Annotated in this window: 15 protein-coding genes; 10 read left to right on the top strand and 5 right to left on the bottom strand. The window is 63.0% G+C overall.

Annotated features, from left to right (window positions below; all coding sequences use genetic code 11):
- Positions 1-140: 140 nt before the first annotated feature.
- The 5 genes from GR198_RS02775 (at position 141) to cueR (ending at position 13,428) form a co-directional block, all read left to right on the top strand.
- Complete coding sequence (locus GR198_RS02775; protein ID WP_164067313.1) at positions 141-5,609, top strand: alpha-2-macroglobulin family protein; 5,469 nt, start codon at positions 141-143, stop codon at positions 5,607-5,609.
- Positions 5,606-7,684: a penicillin-binding protein 1C gene (pbpC, locus tag GR198_RS02770; RefSeq protein ID WP_029872115.1), complete on the top strand. Its 2,079-nt coding sequence runs from the start codon at positions 5,606-5,608 to the stop codon at positions 7,682-7,684. The genes GR198_RS02775 and pbpC overlap by 4 nt, the downstream gene beginning before the upstream one ends.
- A gap of 102 nt (positions 7,685-7,786) precedes the next feature.
- A complete protein-coding gene (gene treY, locus GR198_RS02765) occupies positions 7,787-10,396 on the top strand; it encodes a malto-oligosyltrehalose synthase (RefSeq protein ID WP_029872114.1) in 2,610 nt (869 codons plus the stop codon).
- A gap of 107 nt (positions 10,397-10,503) precedes the next feature.
- Positions 10,504-13,029 carry a heavy metal translocating P-type ATPase gene (locus GR198_RS02760; RefSeq protein WP_029872113.1) on the top strand — a complete coding sequence of 842 codons (2,526 nt, stop codon included), beginning with the start codon at positions 10,504-10,506 and terminating at the stop codon, positions 13,027-13,029.
- Positions 13,030-13,038: 9 nt separating this feature from the next.
- On the top strand, positions 13,039-13,428 hold the full coding sequence (cueR, locus tag GR198_RS02755; protein ID WP_025397678.1) for a Cu(I)-responsive transcriptional regulator: 390 nt from the start codon (positions 13,039-13,041) through the stop codon (positions 13,426-13,428).
- Between the two features lie 41 nt (positions 13,429-13,469).
- On the opposite strand, the gene GR198_RS02750 is transcribed toward cueR, so the two are convergent.
- Positions 13,470-13,778, bottom strand: a complete 309-nt coding sequence (locus GR198_RS02750; RefSeq protein WP_029872112.1) for a hypothetical protein — start codon at positions 13,776-13,778, stop codon at positions 13,470-13,472.
- 175 nt (positions 13,779-13,953) lie between these two features.
- Here GR198_RS02750 and GR198_RS02745 point away from each other — a divergent pair, with 175 nt between their 5' ends.
- The 3 genes from GR198_RS02745 to GR198_RS02735 are packed head-to-tail and all read left to right on the top strand — an operon-like array spanning position 13,954 to position 15,978.
- The gene (locus tag GR198_RS02745; RefSeq protein WP_029872111.1) at positions 13,954-14,493 is read left to right on the top strand and encodes a sigma-70 family RNA polymerase sigma factor; all 540 of its coding nucleotides are present in this window, start codon (positions 13,954-13,956) and stop codon (positions 14,491-14,493) included.
- Entirely contained in the window at positions 14,480-15,247 is a 768-nt protein-coding gene (locus GR198_RS02740; RefSeq protein ID WP_029872110.1) for an anti-sigma factor family protein, read from the top strand. Before GR198_RS02745 ends, GR198_RS02740 begins: the two co-directional genes overlap by 14 nt.
- Before the next feature lie 20 nt (positions 15,248-15,267).
- A complete protein-coding gene (locus tag GR198_RS02735) occupies positions 15,268-15,978 on the top strand; it encodes a Bax inhibitor-1/YccA family protein (protein ID WP_029872109.1) in 711 nt (236 codons plus the stop codon).
- A gap of 331 nt (positions 15,979-16,309) precedes the next feature.
- Here GR198_RS02735 and GR198_RS02730 read toward each other — a convergent pair whose 3' ends face one another.
- The 4 genes from GR198_RS02730 to repA form a co-directional block, all read right to left on the bottom strand.
- Entirely contained in the window at positions 16,310-17,443 is a 1,134-nt protein-coding gene (locus tag GR198_RS02730) for an RHE_PE00001 family protein (protein WP_029872108.1), read from the bottom strand.
- Positions 17,444-17,623: 180 nt separating this feature from the next.
- Positions 17,624-18,838 carry a plasmid replication protein RepC gene (gene repC / locus GR198_RS02725; protein ID WP_029872107.1) on the bottom strand — a complete coding sequence of 405 codons (1,215 nt, stop codon included), beginning with the start codon at positions 18,836-18,838 and terminating at the stop codon, positions 17,624-17,626.
- Between the two features lie 154 nt (positions 18,839-18,992).
- Positions 18,993-19,988, bottom strand: a complete 996-nt coding sequence (repB, locus tag GR198_RS02720; protein ID WP_029872106.1) for a plasmid partitioning protein RepB — start codon at positions 19,986-19,988, stop codon at positions 18,993-18,995.
- Positions 19,985-21,181, bottom strand: coding sequence for a plasmid partitioning protein RepA (gene repA / locus GR198_RS02715; protein WP_029872105.1), 1,197 nt, complete (start codon positions 21,179-21,181; stop codon positions 19,985-19,987). The genes repB and repA overlap by 4 nt, the downstream gene beginning before the upstream one ends.
- Positions 21,182-21,383: 202 nt before the next feature.
- On the opposite strand from repA, the gene cobF reads away from it, so the two are divergent.
- Both cobF and cobG read left to right on the top strand, forming a co-directional pair.
- Positions 21,384-22,148, top strand: coding sequence for a precorrin-6A synthase (deacetylating) (cobF, locus tag GR198_RS02710; protein ID WP_029872104.1), 765 nt, complete (start codon positions 21,384-21,386; stop codon positions 22,146-22,148).
- A 73-nt stretch (positions 22,149-22,221) separates the two neighbouring features.
- A complete protein-coding gene (gene cobG, locus GR198_RS02705) occupies positions 22,222-23,604 on the top strand; it encodes a precorrin-3B synthase (protein ID WP_029872103.1) in 1,383 nt (460 codons plus the stop codon).

The raw sequence follows: 23,604 nt of genomic DNA, 5'->3' as shown, positions 1-23,604 counted from the left end.
AAGGCGGTCACTCACGCCGATTTGACAGCCAGACGAAAGCGCCTGTGCGAACATGAAACAGCGCTCAACTTGAGTTGACAATCTCGCGAGGAGTGAGGACAGTGCCCGCCGGTCAGAGCCAGCATTTCCGGGGGGAACCTATGTCCGTGCGCTCGTTCTTCGCTTTCGCGACAATCGCATTTTCCATGATCGCCATCAGCTTTCCCGCCGTCGCTGCGGACACCAAGCGCGACATCCAGACGATCAAGGACGCCGATTTCTTCGGCTTCGATCTTCGCACCGAGCAGAACGTCTCGCTCGATCAGTGCAAGACCTCCTGCATCGGCGACAAGAGCTGCAAGGCCTTCACCTACAATCCCAAGGTGAAATGGTGCTTCCTCAAATCCGATTTCAAGACAATGAACGCCTTCCCCGGCGCCATCGCCGGCAAGATCGTCGAAACGGCCGGCCAGCAGGAACGGGATATCGGTGCTGCGCCGCGCCTGACCTTCCTGAGCAACGATCTCATCCAGCAGGCCCATGACTTCAAGGACAATCTCACGCTTGCCGACGACCAGCAGGGCCAGGGCGTCGACAGCCTCACGGCCAACGCCCGCCTCGACCTCACCGCCAACAATCTGGCCGACGCGCTGAAGTCCTTCCATGGTGCGCTGTCGATCACACCTGACGACGCCGATCTCTGGCTCGAAACCGCCCGCGCAGCAGCCTCGCTCGGCAGCGCCGAGAGCAGCACGACGGGACAGGCGGTGGTCGACGCGCTGAACGGTTACGAGCTGACGCGCACCACCGCCAAACGCGCCGAGGCGCTGGCCGTGCTCGCCACTGCGCTGGAGCGGAATGCCAACTACCGCCCGGCGCTCGACGCCTACAAGGCGAGCCTGGCGCTAGTCGGCGCCAAGGATGTGCAGGCGGCCTACCTGCAGCTGAAATCGACACAGGGCTTCCGCGTCACCGAACACACGGTCGATGCCGACAGCGCCACGCCGCGTGCCTGCGTCACCTTCTCCGAAGCGCTCGTCAAGACCACCGACTACACGCCCTTCGTGACGCTGAACGGCGAAGCGCCGAAGGCGCTGGAAACCAAGAACAAGCAGATCTGCGTCGAGGGACTGACGCATGGCCAGACCTACAAGATCGCCTTCCGCACCGGCCTGCCGTCATCAGTCGACGAAGTGCTCGAAGCACCTGTCAGCATCGACGTCTATATCAAGGACCGCAGCCAGATGGTGCGTTTCACCGGCGACAGCTTCGTGCTGCCCTCGACGGCGCGCCGCGGCATCCCGATCGTTTCGGTCAACATGACCTCGGCCAACCTCAAACTCTACCGCATCGGCGATCGCGCCATCGCGCCGCTGCTGACCAATTCGCAGTTCCTGAGCCAGCTCGACGGCTACAGCGCCCAGAACATCCAGGATCAGAACGGCGAACTCGTCTGGCAGGGCTCGATCGACATCGCCAACGAGCTCAACAAGGACATCGTCACCAGCTTCCCGGTCGACGAGGCGCTGCCCGAGCGCAAGCCCGGCATCTACGTGATGACCGCAACGGCGGCAAACGGCCCGGCGCAGGAGTGGGATTCGCAGGCGACGCAATGGTTCCTGGTCTCCGATATCGGCGTCACCACCTATGCCGGCACCGATGGGCTCAACGTCTTCACCCGCTCGCTCGCCTCGGCCAAGCCGATATCAGGCGTCGAACTGCAGCTGCTTGCCAAGAACAATGAAGTGCTCGGCACCGCCACCACCGACGAAAACGGCCGCGCCACCTTCACCGCCGGGCTGATCCGCGGTACGGCGGCGCTGACGCCCGCCGTCATTGCCGCCAGGAACGGGACCTCGGACTACGTCTTCCTCGACATGACGCGTGCCGGCTTCGACCTTTCCGACCGCGGCGTCACGGGTCGCGCGGCACCCGGCGCGATCGACGTGCTGACGTTTACCGAACGCGGCATCTACCGCGCCGGCGAGACGGTGCATGCGCAGGCGCTCGCCCGCGACACCGATGGCAACGCCATCGAGAACCTGCCGCTCACCTTCATCTTCAGCCGCCCCGACGGTGTGGAAGACCGGCGGATCGTCAGCCAGACCAGCAATCTCGGCGGCTATACCGTCGATTTCCCGACCCAGGAAAACGCCATGCGCGGCACCTGGACGATGAACATCTATACCGATCCCAAGGGCAGCGCGATCGCCACCAAAAGTTTCCTCGTCGACGATTTCGTCCCCGATCGCACCGACATGGAGATCAAGACCGAGGCCAAGGAAGTCGGTCCGGACACGCCGGCGACGATCACCGTTTCGGGCAAATATCTCTACGGCGCCCCGGCCGCCGGCCTGACGCTCGAAGGCGACGTCGTCGTCAAGCCGACGCGTGAGAGTGCTGCCTACAAGGGCTTCCTCTTCGGGCTTGCCGACGAAGAGGCGAGCGAGGATTCGCGCCTGCCGATCGATGGCCTGCCGGAACTCGACGAGAACGGCGAAGCCTCGACGGATCTCACCATCAGCGAACTGCCGGCAACGACGCAACTGCTGAACGCCACCGTCTATATGCGCATGCAGGAGGCGGGCGGCCGGGCCATCGAGCGCACTTTGACCATTCCGGTGAAAAATCAAGGCGCATCGATCGGCATCAAGCCGGAATTTTCCGACGAGTTGCCGGAGAACTCGATCGCCAACTTCACGGTGATCGGCGTCAATGCCGATGGACAAAAGCAGGAGGCAAAGGGCCTGCGCTGGAAATTCTACAGCCTCAACCGGCAATACCAGTGGTATCGCGAGGGAACGGCATGGAAATACGAGCCGGTCTACACCGCCGAGCAGGTCTCCAACGGCAGCGTCGACGCGACGATGGACGGCGGCAAGATTTCCGTGCCGGTGAGCTGGGGGCGCTATCGCCTCGAAGTGGAAAGCCCGGATGCCGACGGCCCGACCTCCAGCGTCGAATTCGACGCCGGCTGGTTCGTGAGTTCGACCTCGACCGAAACGCCCGACGGGCTGGAAATCGCCCTCGACAAGGACAGTTACAAGATCGGCGAAACCGCCAAGCTGAAAGTCACCTCGCGCTATGGCGGCGAGCTGATGGTGACGGCGGGAACCGAAAAGCTGGTTGCCGTGCAGAACGCCACGATCGGCGAGACCGGTGGCGAGATCGACATCCCCGTTACCTCAGACTGGGGTGCCGGCGCCTATGTGACCGCCACGCTCTTCCGCCCCGGCGACGCCCAGGACAGCCACATGCCGATGCGCTCGATCGGCATCAAGTGGCTGAAAGTCGATCCCGAACAGCGCGCGCTGCAGGTGACGCTCGACACGCCCGAAAAGATGCTGCCGCGCGGTCCGCTGAACATTGGCCTGCAGGTGGCGGGCGCCGGCGCCAACGAGGATGCCTATGTGACGGTTGCCGCCGTCGATGTCGGCATTCTCAACCTGACGCGCTACGAACCGCCGAACCCGGAGGACTGGTATTTCGGCCAGCGCCAGCTCGGACTTGAAATCCGCGACCTCTATGGCCGCCTGATCGACGGCTCGCTGGGTGCGACCGGCAAGCTCCGGACCGGCGGTGATGGCGGCGCCATTGCGTTGCAGGCAAGCCCGCCGACGCAGAAGCTCGTCGCCTTCTTCTCCGGGCCGGTGAAGCTCGACGCCGAAGGCAAGGCCAATGTCTCCTTCGACATTCCGCAGTTCAACGGCACGGCGCGCGTCATGGCGGTCGCCTGGTCGAAATCAGGCGTCGGCCACGGCGTCAAGGATGTCATCATCCGCGACCCGGTCGTGGTGACAGCAAGCCTGCCGAAGTTCCTCTCGCCTGGCGACAAAGCCAATCTGCGCCTCGACATCGCTAATACCGATGCGCCGGCCGGCGATTACAAGCTGCAGCTGACCGGCAATGACGCGGTCGGCATCGAGCAGGCATCCGCCTCGCAGACGATCCGTCTCGAGGCCGGCGCGAAATCCGAACTGACGCTTTCGCTCGTCGGCAAACAGCCGGGTGCCGGCAATGTCTCGATCAACCTCTCCGACGCCTCCGGCCTTTCGCTCGACCAGACGCTCGACCTGCCAGTGCGCCCGGCCTCCTTGCCGATCACCGAACGCAGGGTGCTGGCGCTGAAGCCGGGGGCAAAACTCACCGTCGACAAGAACCTGCTCGCCGACAGTGTGCTGCCCGGCGCCTCGATCAGCGTCAACGTCACCCGTTCGGCCGCCTTCGATATCCCGGCCCTGCTGATGACGCTCGACCGCTATCCCTTCGGCTGCGCCGAACAGACCACCAGCCGGGCGCTGCCGCTGCTCTATCTCGCCGAAGTGGCGAAGCAGGCGGGCATGGAAAGTGACGATGATGTGAAGAAGCGCGTGCAGGATGCGATCTACCGCGTGCTCTCCTATCAGGCCTCGGCCGGCAGCTTCGGCCTCTGGGGACCGGATTCGGGCGATGTCTGGCTCGATTCCTACGTCACCGATTTCCTGACGCGGGCCCGTGAAATGAAATACGACGTGCCGGAAAGGGCTTTCGTGCAGGCGCTCGAAAACCTGCAGAACACGCTGTCCTACACCACCGACATCAAGGGCCAGGGCGACCAGATCGCCTATGCCATCTACGTCCTTGCCCGCAACAAGAAGGCCGCGATCAGCGATCTGCGCTACTATGCCGATACGATGATCAACGACTTCCCGACGCCGCTCGCCAAGGCGCATATCGCCGCCGCGCTGGCGCTTTACGGCGATGCGCAGCGTTCGAAGAATATCTTCCTCGATGCGCTGCAGATGTCGGAGCAGTCGATGGTGTCGCGCGTGAACCTCTCGCGCACCGACTACGGCACGATCCTGCGCGATGGCGCGGCGATCCTGGCGCTCGCTGCCGAAAGCCGGCCGGTACCACCCGTCATCCCGGAACTCGCCAAGGCGGTCGGCAAGGAATGGGAGCGCAGCAAATACAAGAGCACGCAGGAAGAAACCTGGATGCTGCTTGCCGCGCGCGCCATCCAGGGCGGTGACGATGGCCTGAAGGTCGATGTCAATGGGGCCGCGCACACCGGCGCCTACATGGCACGCATGACCGGCGATGCCCTGGCTGACCATCCGCTGACGCTGACCAACCAGACCAACGACGCGGTTTCGGCTGTGGTCACCACCGTTGCCGCCCCGACAGTGCCGCTGCCGGCCGGCGGCGACGGCTTCATCATCGAGCGGACCTATTACACGCTCGACGGCGAGCAGGCGAATGTCAGCGAGGCGAAGCAGAACGAACGCTACGTCGTCGTCATCCATGTGCGCGAAACCAATGACTGGCCGTCGCGCATCGTCATCACCGACCTTCTGCCCGCCGGCTTCGAGATCGACAATCCTAACCTCGTCGACAGCGCCCAGATGACGAATTTCGACTGGATCGGCGAGATTTCCGCTGCCCATACCGAATTCCGCTACGATCGTTTCGTTGCCGCCTTCAACCGTGCAGCCGGCGACAACCGAGAATTCAACGTCGCCTATGTCGTGCGCGCCGTCACCCCCGGCACCTACGACCATCCGGCCGCAAACGTCGAGGATATGTACCGGCCGGAGCTTTCGGCCCGCACGGCAACAGGCAAGATGGAGGTCGTGACGGCGCAACAATGAGGCGGCGGCACAAGTTTGCGATCGGGTTGGCTGCCGGCATCCTTCTTGCCGGCACGGCTCTCTTTGTGCTCGATGCCGCCGACAAGGCCTTTCCGCCGCCGCTCGCCAGGGCAAATGCCGTGTCGGCCGAAGTGCTGGATGCCGATGGGCAGTTGTTGCGTGCCTTTGCGACGTCGGAAGGCCGCTGGCGGCTGAAGACGACGGTCCCCGAGGTCGATCCGCAATTCCTGCGCATGCTGATCGCCTATGAGGATCAGCGTTTCTACGACCACGGCGGCGTCGACCCCTGGGCGCTCGGGCGTGCCGCCATGCAATTGGTCAGCAACGGCCGCATCGTCTCCGGCGCCTCGACGCTGTCGATGCAGGTGGCGCGGCTGATCGAGCCGCGCGAAGGACGCTCTCTTTCGGCAAAGCTCTTGCAATTGGTGCGCGCCGTGCAGATCGAACGGCGGCTGTCGAAGCAAGAGATTCTCGACCTTTATCTCACACACGCGCCCTATGGCGGCAATCTCGAAGGCGTGCGCGCCGCAAGCCTTGCCTATTTCGGCAAGGAACCGCGGCGTCTGACGGTCGCCGAGGCGGCGCTGCTCGTCGCTCTGCCGCAATTGCCGGAACGGCGCCGGCCGGACCGCAATCTCAAGGCAGCCGAGGCCGCACGCAAGCGTGTGCTCGACCGCGTGGCGGTCGCCGAGGCCGTTGGCGACGGTGAAGCGGAGCGAGCTGAAGGCGTTGCAGTCCCGGCCCGGCGCATGCAGTTGCCGGCACTTGCCGCCCATGTCGCCGAAGCAGCACTGCGCAAGGAGCCGACGGTTCTCAAGCATCAGACGACGCTGAAGAAACAGGTGCAGCAGGGGCTGGAGGCGGTTGCGCGGGCAGCGGCCATGAAGCTCGGGCCGAAGCTTTCGCTCGCCATGATAATGGCGGATGCGCAAACCGGCGCGATCGTCGGCGAGGTTGGCTCGGCCGATTATTTCGACGCCAGCCGTTCCGGCTGGATCGACATGACGCGCGTCAATCGCTCGCCGGGCTCGACCCTGAAGCCCTTCATCTATGGGCTCGCCTTCGAGCAAGGCCTGGTGTCTCAGGAGACGATCATCGAAGACCGGCCCGCCGATTTCTTCGGCTACCGGCCGCGCAATTTCGACATGAGCTATCAGGGCGACGTCACCGTGCGCGAGGCGCTGCAGCTTTCGCTGAACGTGCCTGCTGTCAAGCTGCTCGATGCCGTCGGGCCGTCGCGGCTGATGGTGCGCTTCCGCCGCGCCGAGGTACGCCCAGTCCTGCCGCCGAATGAGACGCCGGGGCTTGCGATCGGTCTTGGCGGCGTCGGCATTACCCTGAAGGATCTGGTGCAGCTCTATACGGCGCTCGCCAATCGCGGCCAGCCGGTTAGGCTCGGCGACGGCGTCACCGGCACACCGGCCAAGCTCGACGGCGAACCGCTGCTGGAACCGGTCGCGGTCTGGAACGTCGCCGATATTCTCTCCGGCGTCATTCCCCCCGCCGGCGCGCCGCAGCGCGGCATCGCCTACAAGACCGGCACGAGCTACGGCTATCGCGACGCCTGGTCGGTCGGCTATGATGGCCGCTATGTGCTCGGCGTCTGGGTCGGACGGCCTGACAACAGCGCCGTGCCGGGGTTGACCGGCTATGGCACCGCCGCGCCCATCCTGTTCGAAGGTTTCGCCAAGTCCGGCATCGCGACGACGCCGCTGCCCCGCCCGCCTGCCGGCGCCGTGCGCATCGCCCAGTCCGAACTGCCGATCAGCCAGCGGCGTTTCGCACTCAATGCCAGCGGCCTGCTCGCCTCCGGCCGCGAGGCCGCGCCGCAGATCATCTATCCGCCCGAGGGCGCGCATGTCGATCTCGGCGCCGGGCAAGGCAATTTGTCACCGCTGATGCTGAAGCTTCAGGGCGGCCGAGCCCCCTTCCGCTGGCTTGCCAACGGCAAGCCGCTGCCCGATCTCTCCCGCCGGCGCATCCAGCAATGGCTGCCCGATGGCGGCGGCTACTCGAAACTGACCGTCATCGACTCGGCCGGACGCGCCGCAAGCGTCGGCGTTTTCATCGACTAGCGCATCGTTCTTGGCGCGTCTGAAAGGACCCGCTGCGCAGTAAGGGAACAAAGCCGCGCTGCAACCGTTGGGGACAATCTCTTTCCAACGTCAGACGGCCCCATGACACTTCCGACAGCGACCTACCGGATACAATTCCGCAACGGCATGACCTTCGATCGCGCCTGCGACCTCGTCCCCTACCTCAAGACGCTCGGCATCAGCCACCTCTACGCCTCTCCGATCTTCACCGCCGTCAGCGGCTCGACCCACGGCTATGACGTCACCGACGCCAACGACATCGACCCGGCGCTCGGCGGCCGGGCAGGATTCGACCGGCTGACGGAAAGCCTCGCCTCGGCGGGCATGGGGCTGATCCTCGACATCGTGCCGAACCACATGGCGGCCTCGCCGGAAAACGGCTGGTGGCGCGACGTGCTGACATTTGGCCGGCAAAGCGCCTATTTCAGCCATTTCGACATCGACTGGAGCGAGCCGCTGACGCTGCCGCAGCTCGGCCAGGATTTCGAGGGAGCACTGGCCGACGGCGAACTGCGCATCACGCTCGACGAAACGCACGGTAACTTCGCCTTCGGTTATTTCGAAACGCTGTTGCCGCTGAACCCTACGAGTTACGGAGCGATCGCAAACCGGCTCGACGATCCGGTTGCCACCAGAATGGCGGAGGCCGCGGCCGTGACCTCCGGCGAGGATTGCAACCGCGCGATGCGCGATATCCTCTTTGAAGGCGGCGATCGGGCAGTCCTCCGGCAAAAACTCAATGACGTCTCCTCCGACCACGATTTCATGAGAAACCTGCATGAGGGGCAGCATTGGCGGCTGACCCATTGGAAGGAGGCGGCACGACATCTGAGCTATCGCCGTTTTTTTGAGGTGACCGGACTGGTCGGCATCCGCGTCGAAGATTCAGCCGTGTTCGAGGACATGCACCGGCTGGTGATCGAGCTGGTGCGCCATGGCAAGGTGCAGGGCTTGCGCATCGACCATGTCGACGGGCTAGCCGAGCCTAAGGCCTATCTCGACAGGTTGCGGGAGGCGGCCGGACCGGACACCTATATCGTCGTGGAAAAGATCCTTGGCGCCGGCGAGGTCCTGCCGGAGAGCTGGCCGGTCGCCGGCACCACGGGATATGAATTCATCGCTGCGCTCAGCGAGCTGTTCATCGACGGCGGCGGTCTGCGCATATTGGACGATGCCTATCGCAGCATCGCCGGCGAGACGGGCAATATCGAGGAGGCCCGGCGGCTTGCCAAGCGACTGATGGTCGAACGCAATTTCGCCGGCGAGACCGACAGGCTGGTGTCGATCGCAGCAGGCATCTTTCCCGAGGTGAAAAGAGACGAGATCACCACTGCGCTCAGCGAACTGCTGATCGCCTTCCCCGTCTACCGCACCTATGGCGACGGCGGTCCGCTTTCCTGGCAGGATTCAGCGGTGCTTGCGGCGACCGCCTCACAAGCCATGGCGCAGCTGGACGACCGGCGTGCATGCGACCACGTGCTGACGCTTCTCGAAGGCAAGGTCGAAGGTGACGCGGCCCACGACTTCCGCATCCGCTTCCAGCAATTGAGCGGCCCGGTGATGGCGAAGGCGACGGAGGATACGCTGTTTTACCGCTATAACAGGCTGCTTGCCGCCAACGAAGTCGGCGGCGAACCGGGCAAGGCGCCTGGCGGCCCGGAAGAATTCCACCGCCGCATGGCCGAGCGGGCGCGGCTGCAGCCGCATGGGCTTTCGGCAAGCGCCACCCACGACACCAAACGCGGCGAGGATGCGCGCGCAAGGCTTTATGCGCTGAGCGAAGGCGCCGATGTTTTCGCCCAGGCGGTCGAGCGGTGGCGCGAGATGAACCGGCCGTGGCTGAAGGATCTGCCTGAGGGTGCCGCGCCGGAACCAAATGTCGAATGGATGCTCTATCAGGCACTGGCCGGCATCTGGCCGGAGGATTTCGACAGAGGACAGACCGAAGAACTCCGCGAACGCTTCACCGATTACGCGGTCAAGGCGGTGCGCGAGGCGAAACTGCGCAGCGGCTGGACGGAACAGGATGCCGCCTACGAGGAAGCGGTCACCACCTATGCCGCGGCACTGGTCTCGTCTGACAATGACGTCTTCCTCGAGGATTTCGAAAGGGTGCTGCAGCCCTTCATCGCGGCGGGTTACCTCAACAGCCTGTCGCAGACGCTGCTCAAGCTGACGGCCCCCGGCATTCCCGATATCTACCAGGGTGCGGAGGGCTTCGATTTCAGCCTCGTCGATCCCGACAACCGCCGGCCGGTCGATCATCAGCGGCTGACGGCCTGGCTTGATGAATCCGGGCCGATCGCCAAGCTGCAGGCCGCAGCGTTGAAGCAGCGCCTCGTCGGGATCGGCCTGCAGCTGCGCCAGCGGCACGCAGACCTCTTTGCTGGAGGCGACTATCTGCCGCTGAAGGTGACGGGCAACAGGCGCGACCATGTGCTTGCTTTTGCCCGGGTGCATAAGGGTGATTTCGCCATCATCGTGGCGCCGCGGCTGATGTTCGGCTGGCTCGATCCGGGCGTGCTCTTTGCCGGTCCGGAATTCTGGGAGGATACGGCGATCGCCGTCCCCTCCCCGCTTCACGGGCTGAAGGCCGATCTGGTGACCGGAAAGACGGTCGAGCCCGGTGGCAGCATTTCGGTCGCCACCCTGCTCGGGAGCCAGCCGGTCGGGCTGATCACCCCGATCTGAGGATCAGCCGCCGCAAAAATCGAGCCCATGAAAATAGTGCTTGACCTTCCAGTCGCTGGAAGGTTGATAAGCCTATCCAAGTGCCCCACCGAGCACAGGAGATAGTCATGGATATCAAGCACGAACACGATCACCATCACAGTCACGCCGATGGCGACGATCATTGCCATTGCGGCCATGAACAGGAGAAGGCTGCAAGCGCCATGATCCGTGATCCTGTCTGCGGCATGACCGTCGATCCGCAGGCCGGCAAACCCTCGCTCGACCATGACGGCCGCATCTATCATTTCTGCTCCGAGGGCTGCCGAACGAAATTCGCGGCGGCGCCTGAGGACTACCTGACCGCGAAGGACCCCGTCTGCGGCATGACCGTCGATCGCTCCACGGCGAAACATTTCCTGAAGCACGAAGGCGAAAAATTCTACTTCTGCTCGGCCGCCTGCCAAGCGAAGTTCGAAGCCGACCCCGCAGCCTATCGCGACGGCAGCCGCCCGCCGGCAAAGCCGGCACCCAAGGGTACGCTTTATACCTGCCCGATGCATCCTGAGGTCGTCAGCGATCGTCCGGGCGATTGCCCGAAATGCGGCATGGCGCTGGAGCCGATGGGCATTCCGCCTGATGACGAAGGCCCGAACCCGGAACTCGTCGATTTCGTCAGGCGGCTCTGGGCCAGCGCCATTCTCGCTATACCGTTGCTTGCGCTGAGCATGGGGCCGATGCTCGGCCTGCCGCTCCGGGACGCGATCGGCGAGCCCCAGGCGACATTCATCGAATTGCTGCTGGCAACGCCGGTGGTGCTCTGGGCGGCCCTGCCCTTCTTCCGCCGCGCATGGGCGTCCCTCGTCAACCGCAGCCCGAACATGTGGACGCTGATCGGTCTCGGCGTCGGCACCGCCTATGTCTACAGCGTCGTCGCCACGCTTGTACCAGGCATCTTCCCGATGAGCTTCCGTGGCCATGGCGCGGCCGTGCCCGTCTATTTCGAGGCCGCAGCCGTCATCGTCGCGCTCGTCTTCGTCGGCCAGGTGCTGGAATTGAAAGCGCGCGAACGCACCGGCTCGGCAATTCGCGCTTTGCTCGACCTTGCGCCGAAGACGGCGAGGCGCATCGATGCCGAGGGCAGCGAGAGCGACGTGCCGGTGGACGATATCCAGACTGGTGACCGGCTGCGTGTGCGCCCCGGCGAGCGGGTGCCGGTGGATGGCTCCGTCCTCGAAGGCCAGTCGACCGTCGACGAATCGATGATATCAGGTGAGCCCCTGCCTCTGGAGAAGTCGAAGGGCGACCCGCTGACCGGCGGCACGATAAACAAGAACGGCACCTTCGTCATGGCCGCCGAGAAGGTCGGCGCCGACACGGTGCTGTCGCGCATCGTCGACATGGTCGCCAAGGCGCAACGCTCGCGGGCGCCGATCCAGGGTGCGGTCGACCGGGTGTCGGCCGTCTTCGTGCCGGCGGTGATCGCCGCTGCCATCCTTGCCTTCCTCGTCTGGACCGCGATCGGGCCGGAGCCGCGCATGGCGAATGGCCTGCTTGCCGCTGTCGCCGTTCTGATCATCGCCTGCCCTTGTGCACTCGGCCTCGCGACGCCGATGTCGATCATGATCGCCACGGGGCGCGGTGCGCAGGAAGGCGTGCTGATCAAGGACGCCGAAGCGCTGGAGCGTTTTTCGAAGGTCGACACGCTGATCGTCGACAAGACCGGCACGCTGACTGAAGGCAAGCCGAAGCTTACCGATATCGTCGCCTTCGGCGGTGTCGGCGAAAACAGGCTGCTGTCGCTGGCGGCAAGCCTGGAGCGCGGCTCCGAACATCCGCTGGCCGAAGCTATCGTTTCCGGTGCCGAGGAGCGTGGTGTCTCCTTGGTGGAAGTCACCGGCTTCGAGGCAAAGACCGGCAAGGGCGTTCAGGGCCTTGCCGGCGATACGATGGTAGCGCTCGGCAATGCGGCGATGCTCGCCGATCTCGGTATCGATCCGGCCGCACTTGCCGAGAAGACCGAAGCCTTGCGCGGCGACGGCAAGACGGTGATGTTCGTGGTTTTCGACGGCGCGCTTGCCGGTCTCGTCGCCGTTGCCGACCGCATCAAGCCGACAACAGCGGCCGCCATCAAGGCGCTGCACGAGAGCGGGTTGAAGATCATCATGGCGACGGGCGACAACGAGCGCACGGCGCGTGCGGTGGCAAAGAGCCTCGGCATCGACGAGGTGCGCGCCGACGTGCTTCCGGAAGGCAAGAAGGCGCTGATCGACGAGTTGCGTGCCAAGGGCGCCATCATCGCCATGGCCGGTGACGGCGTCAACGACGCGCCGGCGCTTGCCGCCGCCGATGTCGGCCTTGCCATGGGTACCGGCGCCGATGTCGCGATGGAAAGCGCCGGCATCACATTGGTAAAGGGCGATCTGAACGGCATCGTCAGGGCGCGGCGACTGGCGGAGGCGACGATGAAAAACATCCGCCAGAATCTCGGCTTCGCCTTCGGCTATAATGCGCTCGGCGTGCCGATCGCGGCCGGCCTGCTCTATCCGATCTTCGGGCTGCTGCTTTCGCCGATGATCGCCGCGGCAGCGATGAGCCTCTCGTCCGTTTCGGTCATTGCCAATGCGCTCAGACTGCGCTTTGCAAAATTATAGGAGATGGCGATGAATATCGGCGAAGCATCGGAACGCTCCGGCCTGCCTTCCAAGACCATCCGCTACTACGAGGATATCGGCCTCATCCGTCCCGAAAGGGGCGGAAACGGCTATCGCGACTATGCCGCAACCGACATCCACAAGCTGCGCTTCCTGCAACGCTCGCGCGGCCTCGGCTTTTCCGTCGAGGAATGCCGGCAATTGCTGGCGCTCTATGAGGACAAGGACCGGGCGAGCGCCGACGTCAAGGATATTGCTGAGACCAAGCTTGCCGAGATCGACCGCAAGATCCGCGAACTGACGGAGCTGCGTCGCACGCTGGAGCATCTCGTGCATGCCTGTCATGGCAACGACAGGCCGGACTGTCCGATCCTCGAAGAGCTTTCGGACGGCGGCTGACCATTTCAGGAGAGCAGGCGTCGCGTTTCAGATGATCTGTATCAGGAAAGCTGGGGCATGTTCTGGTTGGCCGCCTGCGAGGATTGAGGCTGCTCGTCAGGCCCCTCGTCTTCGCCGTCGTCCAGTACGCCATCATCCAGCCGATGCTTGATCGCGAGCGCATAGATCACGTCGAGAATATTGCGGTCCCTGAGATGAGGATCGGTCAGGGCAAGAAGCGAGGCCCGGACGATCTTCCTGCTGGTGGCCTTCGGACAACGCGCCCTGACGAAATCGTAGAGCGCCTCGTCCGTCAGCCCTTCCATGGCGCCGTCCACGAGAGCTTCGTAGACCCGCTTCTTTTCCTTCATTCTGGATTTTCCCCTCAAATCAGCGGCGTCATGATCCGTCATGTAATTGTCATAAACAATCGCGGATTTAGGGCGCCTAAGGGATATTTGAAATGAACCGGCGACGGCGACGGCCCCGCATGATTTTTTTACGCCCGCCTGGAATAAAATCCGCCGCATTTCCGTATACTCAATCATGGAACGCAAAGACCGCCCCTTCGATGTCATCGGACAGCTCGCAGCGCTGAGGCGCTACGCTCGCTCGCTGGTGCGCAATTCGGACGAGGCGGAGGATCTGGTGCACGATGCGCTGGTGCGCGCCTTCGAGAAGCGGAAAAGCTTCCGCAGCGGCGGCAACCTGCGCACCTGGCTGCTCTCCATCCTGCACAATGCCCATATCGATCGTCTTCGCCAGAACCGGTCGCTGACGCGCCGTCACGACGAGGCAGCTGTCGACGCCGAGCAATCGCTACCGGCCGGCCAGGAACATGCCGTGCGCCTGCAGCAGGTGCGCGACGCCTTCTTCGACCTGCCGGAGGAACAACGCGAGGCGCTTCACCTCGTCGCGATCGAAGACCTTTCCTACCAGGAGGCCGCCCAGGCGCTTGGCATTCCTGTGGGTACGCTGATGTCGCGCATCTCCCGCGCGCGGGCTCACCTGCGCGAATTCGAGGAGAAGACGCCGCGGGTTTCGCATCTGAGAATAATCGGAGGGAACGGCAATGAAAGCAGTTGATCCGATCATCGATACCGATCTCGACGCCTATGTGGATGGCGAGCTCGATGTCGCCCGCCGCATCCAGGTGGAATCCTATCTGTCCGAGAATCCGGCGATTGCCGCCAAGGTCATGGCCGACCTCAGCATGAAGGGCGAACTGCGTCTGGCGCTTGCCGGCGAAAGTGCCTTCGGCCGGCCCGAGACCCGCGATGCCGCCCGCCGGCTGGAACGTGGCCTTTCCTATGGCCGCATCTTCCATTCCATGCAGCGCATTGCCGCCGTCGGTATTCTGATCGCTGCCGGCTGGGTGGCGCACAATTCCTTCGGCGCCTTCTCGGCGACCGAGGTGGTGGCATCCGTTCCGGCACCCGCCTATGTCGAAGACGCCGTCCGCGCCTATCAGACCGCGGCGCTGCGCCAATCGATGCCTCCGCAGACGCCGGCCACCTATAGCGCCGACGATATTCGCGCCGCCACCGCGATCGTAATGCCCGAGCTGCCTAAGGGTTGGAAGGTCGCCGACGTGCAGATCTTCCCGTCCGAATTCGGTCCCAGCGTCGAGATGGCGATCGAACAATCAGATGGAAAGCAACTGTCGCTTTTCGCCGTCCGTCCGGGCGCCTTCGAGGTCAAGCCGGTCAGTCATCTCACGCTGGAAAAAGCAGAAGCCGCCTATTGGCAGATCGGCGAGGTCGCCTATGCGCTGATCGCCGACGATAGCGGTCTCAATCTCGACCAGGCGGCCGAACGGCTCGCCCGCTCGCTCTATTAATTCAAACCGAGGAGATCAGCATGAACCCGATCAATCCGCGCTACGGCGCCGTCACCGGCTCCCAGGCCCTCTTCGACGAAGGCCTTCGCCAGCATATGCTGCGCGTCTACAACTACATGGCTCTCGGCCTCGTCATCACAGGCCTCGTCGCCTTTGTCGTCGGCTCGACGCCGGCACTCTACGTCCCGATCTTCGGCTCGCCGCTGAAGTGGGTGGTGATGCTCGCCCCGCTCGCCTTCGTCTTCTTCTTCTCGTTCAAGATCCAGACGATGTCTGCCAGCACCGCCCAGATCACCTTCTGGGCCTTCTGCGCCGTGATGGGCCTGTCGCTCGCTTCCGTCTTCCTGGTCTTCACCGGGGCGAGCATCGCGCGGACCTTCTTCATCACCGCGACGATGTTCGGCGCCACCAGCCTCTACGGCTATGCGACGAAGCGTGATCTCTCGCGCATGGGCTCGTTCCTGATGATGGGCCTCTTCGGCGTCATCATCGCCTCTGTCGTCAACATCTTCATGGGTTCGAGCGCGCTGCAGTTTGCGATCTCGGTGATCGGCATCGTCGTCTTCGTCGGCCTCACCGCCTACGACACGCAGAACATCAAGGAACAATATTCGGAAAACTACGATCAGGAATCGAACCAGAAGCTCGCCGTCTTCGGTGCGCTCTCGCTCTACCTGAACTTCGTCAACATCTTCCAGCTTCTGCTCAACTTCACCGGCGAGCGGGAATAGGACTGCGCTTCTGGGGGCAAAGGAAGCGCAAGAGCGCCTGGTCTGCAGTCTGTGACAGGATGGCGGACTGGGTGCTCACCTAAACGAGACGGCCGGGCCAACGCCCGGCCGTTTTCGTTTTTAAAGCGCATCGCGTCAAATCGGAATCATGCGACGCACTTTAAGTTTTTGTTTTATGCATGTCGTTGTCGCAAAACCGCTGCCCACTTTTGGGCGACATGCATTAGAGCAGAGCACCGCGCGTCTTTTCAGACGCGCTAAGGACGCTCTATCACTTTGAATCTGCGCATAATCCTTTCCGAAAATCGACGCCGATTTTCGGAGTTTCGCGCTAGATGATGCCCCAGGCACGATAGCGCCCCCGGCCGGTAATTTCACGAATGCCGATCTCATTGACGAGATTGAGCGCGCCGCGCGGCGTGATGCGCAGTTGACGGGCGATCATCGCCGCCGAGACCATCGGCCGCGACAGGATGAAATCGGCAAGCTCCGGCAGGCTGCTGTTCGAACGGCGGCCGCGAAAGCGCAGCTCCATCTGCGTGCGTGCTAAGGACAAGCGGTCGATTTCCTTGAGGCCGGCCACAGCACCCAGATGCATCGCCTCCAGAAAGGCTTGCAGCCGGGTGACGCGATCGCGTGCCCGACGACGCTCATGGCGCACCAGCTTCAGCCCACCGTAAAAAGAAAAGAGATGCGAGGCGACCTTGCCGCGGGCGCGTAGATGGCTTGCGACCAGAAGACCGCCGAGCCAGTGCTGACGCCGCAACGGCTCGATCCTTTCCCAGGCTTCGAAGAGGATGATAGCGCCGAGAACCGGCGGTAAGCTATCGGCCAATGGCTGGACGCTTCGCCACTCCGCAAGCCGCTGTTCCTCGTCCCACTCGTCGTCACCGAGCAAGCCGAGAGGATCTTCGTTGCGCCTTGCCGGGGTAAGGGCGGCCGTCTCGCCTGGCGGCGTTTTCCCGGTATGGATATCGAGCAGCTTCTGCGAGCGGGCAAGAAGCGCATCGATCTCCGCCATCTCGGCAGCGAGCGGCCCCTCCTCATCCTCGCCCTCTTCGTCGGTCTCGAGTGGAGCGGCGACACTCTTTGCTTCCTGCGCTTTCCCCTCCCCTTCCCCGCCGGTCGCGGTCAGCGTCGCAAGCCCCGAGACGCCGAGTGCCCAGGCGGGTTCGCCCGTCCAGATGCGCCGACGTGCCCGCAGCACGGAATGGGCGATCGTCAGTTCGTGGGTGGGAGCGCGGCTATCCATATGCGCGTCATGCAAAACGAGATCCTCGACATGCACGAGTTCGCCGGCCACCCAGAGCGCGCCGGCGGCGTCGAAGAAATGGCTGCGTTCGGCAAATCCCTCGCCGACCGGCGAGCGCAACACCCGCTCGTCCAGCCGCGCCACTGCATCCTCCGCCGCGGTAAGGGCTGGAAGCAGGGTTTGAAGCATTGCACCGTCGATATCGTAGCGCATTGTTAAGCTTTACGGTTTTTCACAAATGGAAGCAAAATACGTGTTTCCTTCCGCCATGTATGACATGGTTAACAGTGTATTTCAATAAAACTAGAGGGAATGAAGCCGATAAGCTGGCTGATCGACCGGCCGCATATCATTCTAACCGTCTGAGCTGGCGCGAAGCTTTTTCATAGCCGCTCATCCGGTTTTCCTCGCCGTCGGACCATTTGCCCGCATCAGCGCCATCAGCATCGGTCCGAGCGAGAATTCGCCGCGCTCCGCCCGCCGCGTCAGGTCACGCAGGTAGCCGCCGGCCGAGTTGATATGTCCGCCCCTTTCCAGGATGCAGGCGATCACCGTGGCGGCGTTTTCCGGCCCCATGATATCGCAGGCCAGTTGATAGGCGCTGGGGCTGACGCCAAGCGTGGAACGGACGATGATGGCCGCGGCCATCAGATCGCGCCAGCTGCCAATGCCGCCGCCCGGTCCGTAAGCGATGATCTCCGGGCAGGCCTGCAGCACCATGGCGAGGGGGAAGGATTTCGGCGGCTCCCGCCACGGCTGCGGTTCTTCCTCCGGTTTTGCTCCCTGCTTCGTTTCGAAGCTTGGTTCAAGTTCAGATATAGGGTGTGGGTTTGAATTATGTATGTGCCGACCGTTTTGGTTATCATTGACGTCTGTTTTTTCTGTTTTCGACTTCGATTCCAGCGTCTTGACGATCAATTGCCGGAAAGCTTCGAGATCAGCCAGCAGGCTTTCCATCTCGGCAACCGACGGGCGGCGCGGCAGGCTTGCGAAAAGCAGATTGAAATGCTTCTGCATCTCGATCCATTCGCCGGCAATTTCCTCTTCCAGCGCGATCTCGATGAGCTTGGTGATGTCACGCCGGCAAAGTGTCAGGCGCTCCCTCAGGCGCTTCCATTCGAGCTTGGCGGCCATCACCTGAGCCGCCTGCGCCTCGATCTCGCGAGCGCGCACCAGGAGCGGCGCCAGGCTGAAGCCAAAGGCCTCTCCAAGCCCGCCCTCGCCGTTGCGGCGGGCAAAACGTTTCCCGTTCGGGCTATCCCGGCGGATGATCAGGCCGGCTTCCACCAGCATCGCCAGGTTCCGCCGCAACGTCGTGCCGGCCATGCCATGCGTGCGCAGCGACAACTGCTCGTTCGACGGAAAGACGACGAAGCCGTTGGCCTCGGCAATCTCGTTCTTCGGGTAGAAGGTCAACAGCGCGTTGAGAACAGCCAGGGCGCGGTCGGATACGCCGACCATCTCCTTTGCTTCGCAGAGCGCGCGAAAAATCTTCCACTTGTCGACCGATGCGTCCGGATCGACATTGCTGACGCTTTGCTGACTTGCCAGCATGCCAAGCGTCATCGATCGCCGCCCAAAGGGCGTCGATACATATTGAGGCTCCATGTCCCTCACCTTTTCTCAAGGCAAAAGAAAGCTACCACCCAAAAGGATGCCGAAGACGCTTGACAGTGATTCGAGGAAGTGCGATTCTCAGATTGTCCAGATATGAGAAAGGCTTCCGCGGCGGCAACGTTCGGAGGCTTTTTTCTTTTGCGGCCTATTCTCCTGCTTGCAACCTGCCGGCCCGATAGGCTTCGTAAAGCTCATCGAGACGGCGTGAAATGTAAGCGCCGAAATCCGGCGCGTCGCCGGTCTTCAACGCGATCGTGAAGGAATTGCCGGCGCTCTTGATTCGGCCGGCAATCTTGCCGCCGCTCTTCGGCTTCCAGTCAAATTCCGTGGTTTCGGGCTTTGCCTCTTTCCTGGCGAGCTCGGCGACCAAAAGCTCGAAACGGCGATCGCTTTCTTCCGCCAGGAAACTTCCCGAGGCAATGAGCTTGGCAAGCCGGGCGGCCGTCATCCCGTTCCAGTCCTGGGCAAGCGCCATCCACCGGCGTCGCCCGATGCCGGGCGCGGCTCCGACCGACCTGACGATCTCGGCGGGAATAGCTTTTGCAACGGATATCAGCTTCGATAGCTCCGTCTTGTCCGTCGACAGCGCTTTCATGATGACCGGGCGCTCAAAACCCTTGAGCTCGAGATTGAGGGCAAAGACCGCGCGCTCGATATAGGAAAGGTTCCGGCGCGCTGAATTCTCGATACCCTGCGCGATGACGACATCGGTATCGTCAAGCTTACGGACGATCGCCTGCACCTTGAGGCCGAGCAGCTTGACAGCCTGCAGACGGCGATGGCCGTAGGCGATTTGGTAGCGGTCCTCATCCTTCGGATGGCGGCGAACGAGGATCGGCACTTCCTGGCCGTTCTCGGCGATCGACTGCACCAGCTCGTCTTCCCTATCGAGGGGCTGGTCGGCAAGGCGGTCGCGGACGAAGGAGGAATCGATCAGATCAGGATCGAGCTCGACGACGCGTTCCCCGGAGAGCAAGGCCTCCTGCATCGCCCTGCTCTCTTCCTCCATGCGGCCAAGGGTCAGCGCCATCGTCCGAACCGGACCGGCCGATCCGCGCGAAGATGGTTCCTCGTAGTTGGCCGCGGCCAACTCCTGCGCCGTATCGTCGAAAAGACCTTTCAGGCGATCGCGTCTGCTCATGCTCGACCCCAGGCTTTGTGAATACCGGCGAGAACCTCGCCGTTGGCGGCATTGACCGATTCCAACGCCCGGTCATAGGTCGAGCGGCGCACCTGCCCCTTCTCGATCTCGTAGAGCGTCTGCTTGGTCAGGCCGACATCGGCGATCGCCGTCGATTTGAGAATGGTCGCCGTCAACACATCATCACTGAAGAGGCTGCGCAGCAGCGCGACGATCTGTGACTGCGGCGCATCGAAGGGTTCGTGACGCGTGACGACATATTTGATGAAGTCATGCTGCAGATCGCCGCCGGCCTTTCGCACAACGGAAAGCAGATCCGACGTCATGAGCAGGAACTGCGACATGGAAGCGACATCGACCATTTGCGGATGGATGGTGATGAGCAGCGATGTTGCGGCACAAACGGCGCCAAGCGTCAGATAGCCAAGCTGCGGCGGGCAGTCGATTACCACGATGTCGTAATCGGCCTCGACCTCGGCAATGGCGATGCCGACGCGACGGAAGAACAGCTCGCCAGGTCGCTGCCGGTCGTTCAATGCCCGTGGCGTCTCATGCTCGAACTCCATCAGTTCGAGATTGCCCGGCACCAGATCCAAACCGTCAAAATAGGTCTTGCGGACGATCTCCTTCAGCGGCTTGCGGGCCTCATCGTAGCGAATTGCGCCATAGAGCGTATCGCCCTCGGAAAGATCGAATTCGGGCTGGACGCCCAGCATGGAGGAGAGCGAAGCCTGCGGATCGAGATCGATGGCAAGCACCCGGTAACCTGCCAGCGCCAGATACTGCGCCAGATAGAGCGTCGTCGTCGTCTTGGCCGATCCGCCCTTGAAATTGGTGACGGCAACCGTCTGCAGCTTTTCGCCAGGGCGACGCCACGGCTGATAGGAAAGCGCGTCCTTCGGCTTGAGCTTGGCCATATACTGGCGCAATTCGTTGATCTGGCCGAGCGTGTAGGAACGCCGGCCATTCTGGGCAAAATCCGGCTGAGGTCCCTTGCCATCAAGTGAAAGCTGGCGAAGATAGCCGTCCGAGACGCCGATCATCTGGGCGGCCTCGCCGGAGGAGAATGTTCGTAGCGTCTTTTGCGAGAGCGGCGGGAACAGCTTGTCGCGGAGGAGCTTCAGTTGCCGCGAAAGCTGGTTCGCATGCCGCTCGATCCGTACATCTGTCGTCGATACGCTAATGTTGTCCAAAACACCCAATCCTTTTCGATGCGCTTTTCTGTCAACATAGCGTCAAAAAGCGTATCAAAAGTGACACGATTCGGGATTTGCAGCAACAACAGGGCTCAGATGCCACCCACAGGCCGGGTTGGCCGCGGCCAACTCCCGTTCAGCCCTTGCGACGACCAGGCTTTTTCGGCAAGACCGCCGGGACTCAACGGGGAGCATCCGCTTGAAGCATATCCATATCATCGGCATCGGCACGGGCAACCCGGACCACCTAACCATACAGGCGATCAACGCGATGAACGCGGCCGACGTGGTCTTCCTGCCGGTCAAGGGCGCCGGCAAGGAAGAGCTCGCCGAAATTCGCCGGGAGATCTGCGAACGCTATATCACCCGGTCGGCCGGCAGGATTTCAGAATTCGCGGTGCCGCGACGGCAGACAGCGGACAAGAGCTACGTGCAGAGCGTCGACGCCTGGCACGGTGAGATCGCCCGCATCTATGGAGAGCTGATCGCCGGTCTCCCGGATGACGGCAGCGGCGCCTTTCTCGTCTGGGGTGATCCCAGTCTCTACGACAGCACGATCCGCATCATCGAACGCGTGCGGCAGAAAAGCAGCCTGGATTTCGATTACAGCGTCATTCCCGGCATCACCAGCATCCAGGCGCTGGCGGCCAGCCACAGGATCCCGGTCAACCTCGTCGGCAAACCGATCGAGATCACCACAGGGCGCAGGCTGGCGCAGGACGGGCTTCTGGCCGACAGCACCATCGTCATGCTCGACGGCGAACAGGCTTTTGCAAAGATCGACGATCCAGACGCCGAGATCTTCTGGGGCGCCTATCTCGGCACCAAGGACGAGATCGTCAGGTCAGGACGACTTGGCGATATCGCGACCGACATTCTGAGGCTCAGGGCCGAGGCCAGGCAACGGCACGGCTGGATCATGGACATCTATCTCCTGCGCAAGGGACGGGATTTCGAGGAATAGCCGGTCCGAAGCCTTTCCATCATGCTTTGCCGACCCGACTGCGATCATGTAAGAAATGGTCAGAGGATTGAGAATGAGCATTCAGGCCGCAAAGGCGAGCGACAGGACAGGCGAGGCGGATCTGCACGGTCGCCCGGCGGTGGAGATGCGTAGGCGCGGTGCCTGCCCCGCCCTTGCCGCGCCCATGACGACCGGCGACGGTTTGCTGGTCCGGCTGCGGCCGGCCGGCGGTGCGTTGACGCCGTCGCAATTCGCAAGCCTTGCCCGCTCAGCCGCGACCCATGGAAACGGCATTCTGGAAATCACCGCGCGCGGCAATCTGCAGATCCGCGGGCTGCGCGCCGAGACCGTCGGTCAGCTCGCTGCCGATATCGATGCCGCCGGGATCACCGTGCCGGAAGGGCCGGCGATCGAGACGTCGCCGCTGCACGGCATCGATCCGGAAGAGGTAAGCGATCCGGCCGCAATGGAAATGGCCTTGCGCAGCACGCTCCGCGATCAGCTTGCCTCACCCCAGCTCGCGCCAAAACTCTCGCTCGTCGTCGACGGTGGCGGTTCCTTCGGCTTGTCAGCACTGTCCGCCGATATCCGTATCGTCGCGCAATCCCCCGCGGATTGGCTTGTCGCGATCAATGGCGACGGTGAAACTGCAATGCCGATCGCGATCGGTGCTGCGGAGGTGGCGATATCGGCCGTCGGCGAAGTTCTGAGCCTGTTGGCGGCCCTCGGGCAGGGCAGGCGGGCGAAAGATATCGATCCGGCGCTTCTGCGGACGCGTTTTCCCGCGATGGATGGCATTCGATCCATTGCGTCCCGCGCGGCAGGGATGCCGCTTGCCGGCTCGCACAGACTCGAGGACGACAAAACCATACTCGGCGTCCGGCCGGAATTCGGGCAGATGAGAGCCTCCGATCTGGTCGCTTTGCTCGATCTGGCAAAGGCCCGTGGCGCAACCGCCATCCGGCTTGCGCCTGGTCGCGGTTTCTTCCTCATCGGGCTTTCCGCCGATACAGTGCCGGCTATGCAGATCGACGCAGCCAGACATGGCTTCGCCGCACAACCTGGCGAGAACAGCGAGCATATCGCCGCCTGCGCCGGCGCTGGCGCCTGCGGCTCGGCCTTCTACGAGACACGAACCCTGGCGCGTCACCTCATTGGCGTAGCACCTGCCCTTTTCGACGGTTCGCTGACGCTGCATCTGTCCGGCTGTCCCAAGGGCTGCGCTCACGCCCGGCCGGCGCTGACCCTGACGGGCTCGGCGGAAGGTTATGGCCTCATCCTCAATGGGCTTGCTGCGGATCTGCCGGACGAACGGATCGCTGGCGGTCGGATCAATTTCGCTATAGAGAGGCTCGCCCGGGCCATCGAAGACAACAAAGACGCTGGCGAATCGACCGCCGCCTGCCTTACACGGCTTGGCGCAACCGGCGTTTCGAAGGCGCTGCGACAGGAATAG

The organism is Rhizobium leguminosarum (assembly GCF_010668065.1).
Lineage (GTDB): Bacteria > Pseudomonadota > Alphaproteobacteria > Rhizobiales > Rhizobiaceae > Rhizobium > Rhizobium leguminosarum_S.
Note: the sequence above shows the minus strand (reverse complement) of the source record. Positions and strands in the feature narration are given on the sequence as shown.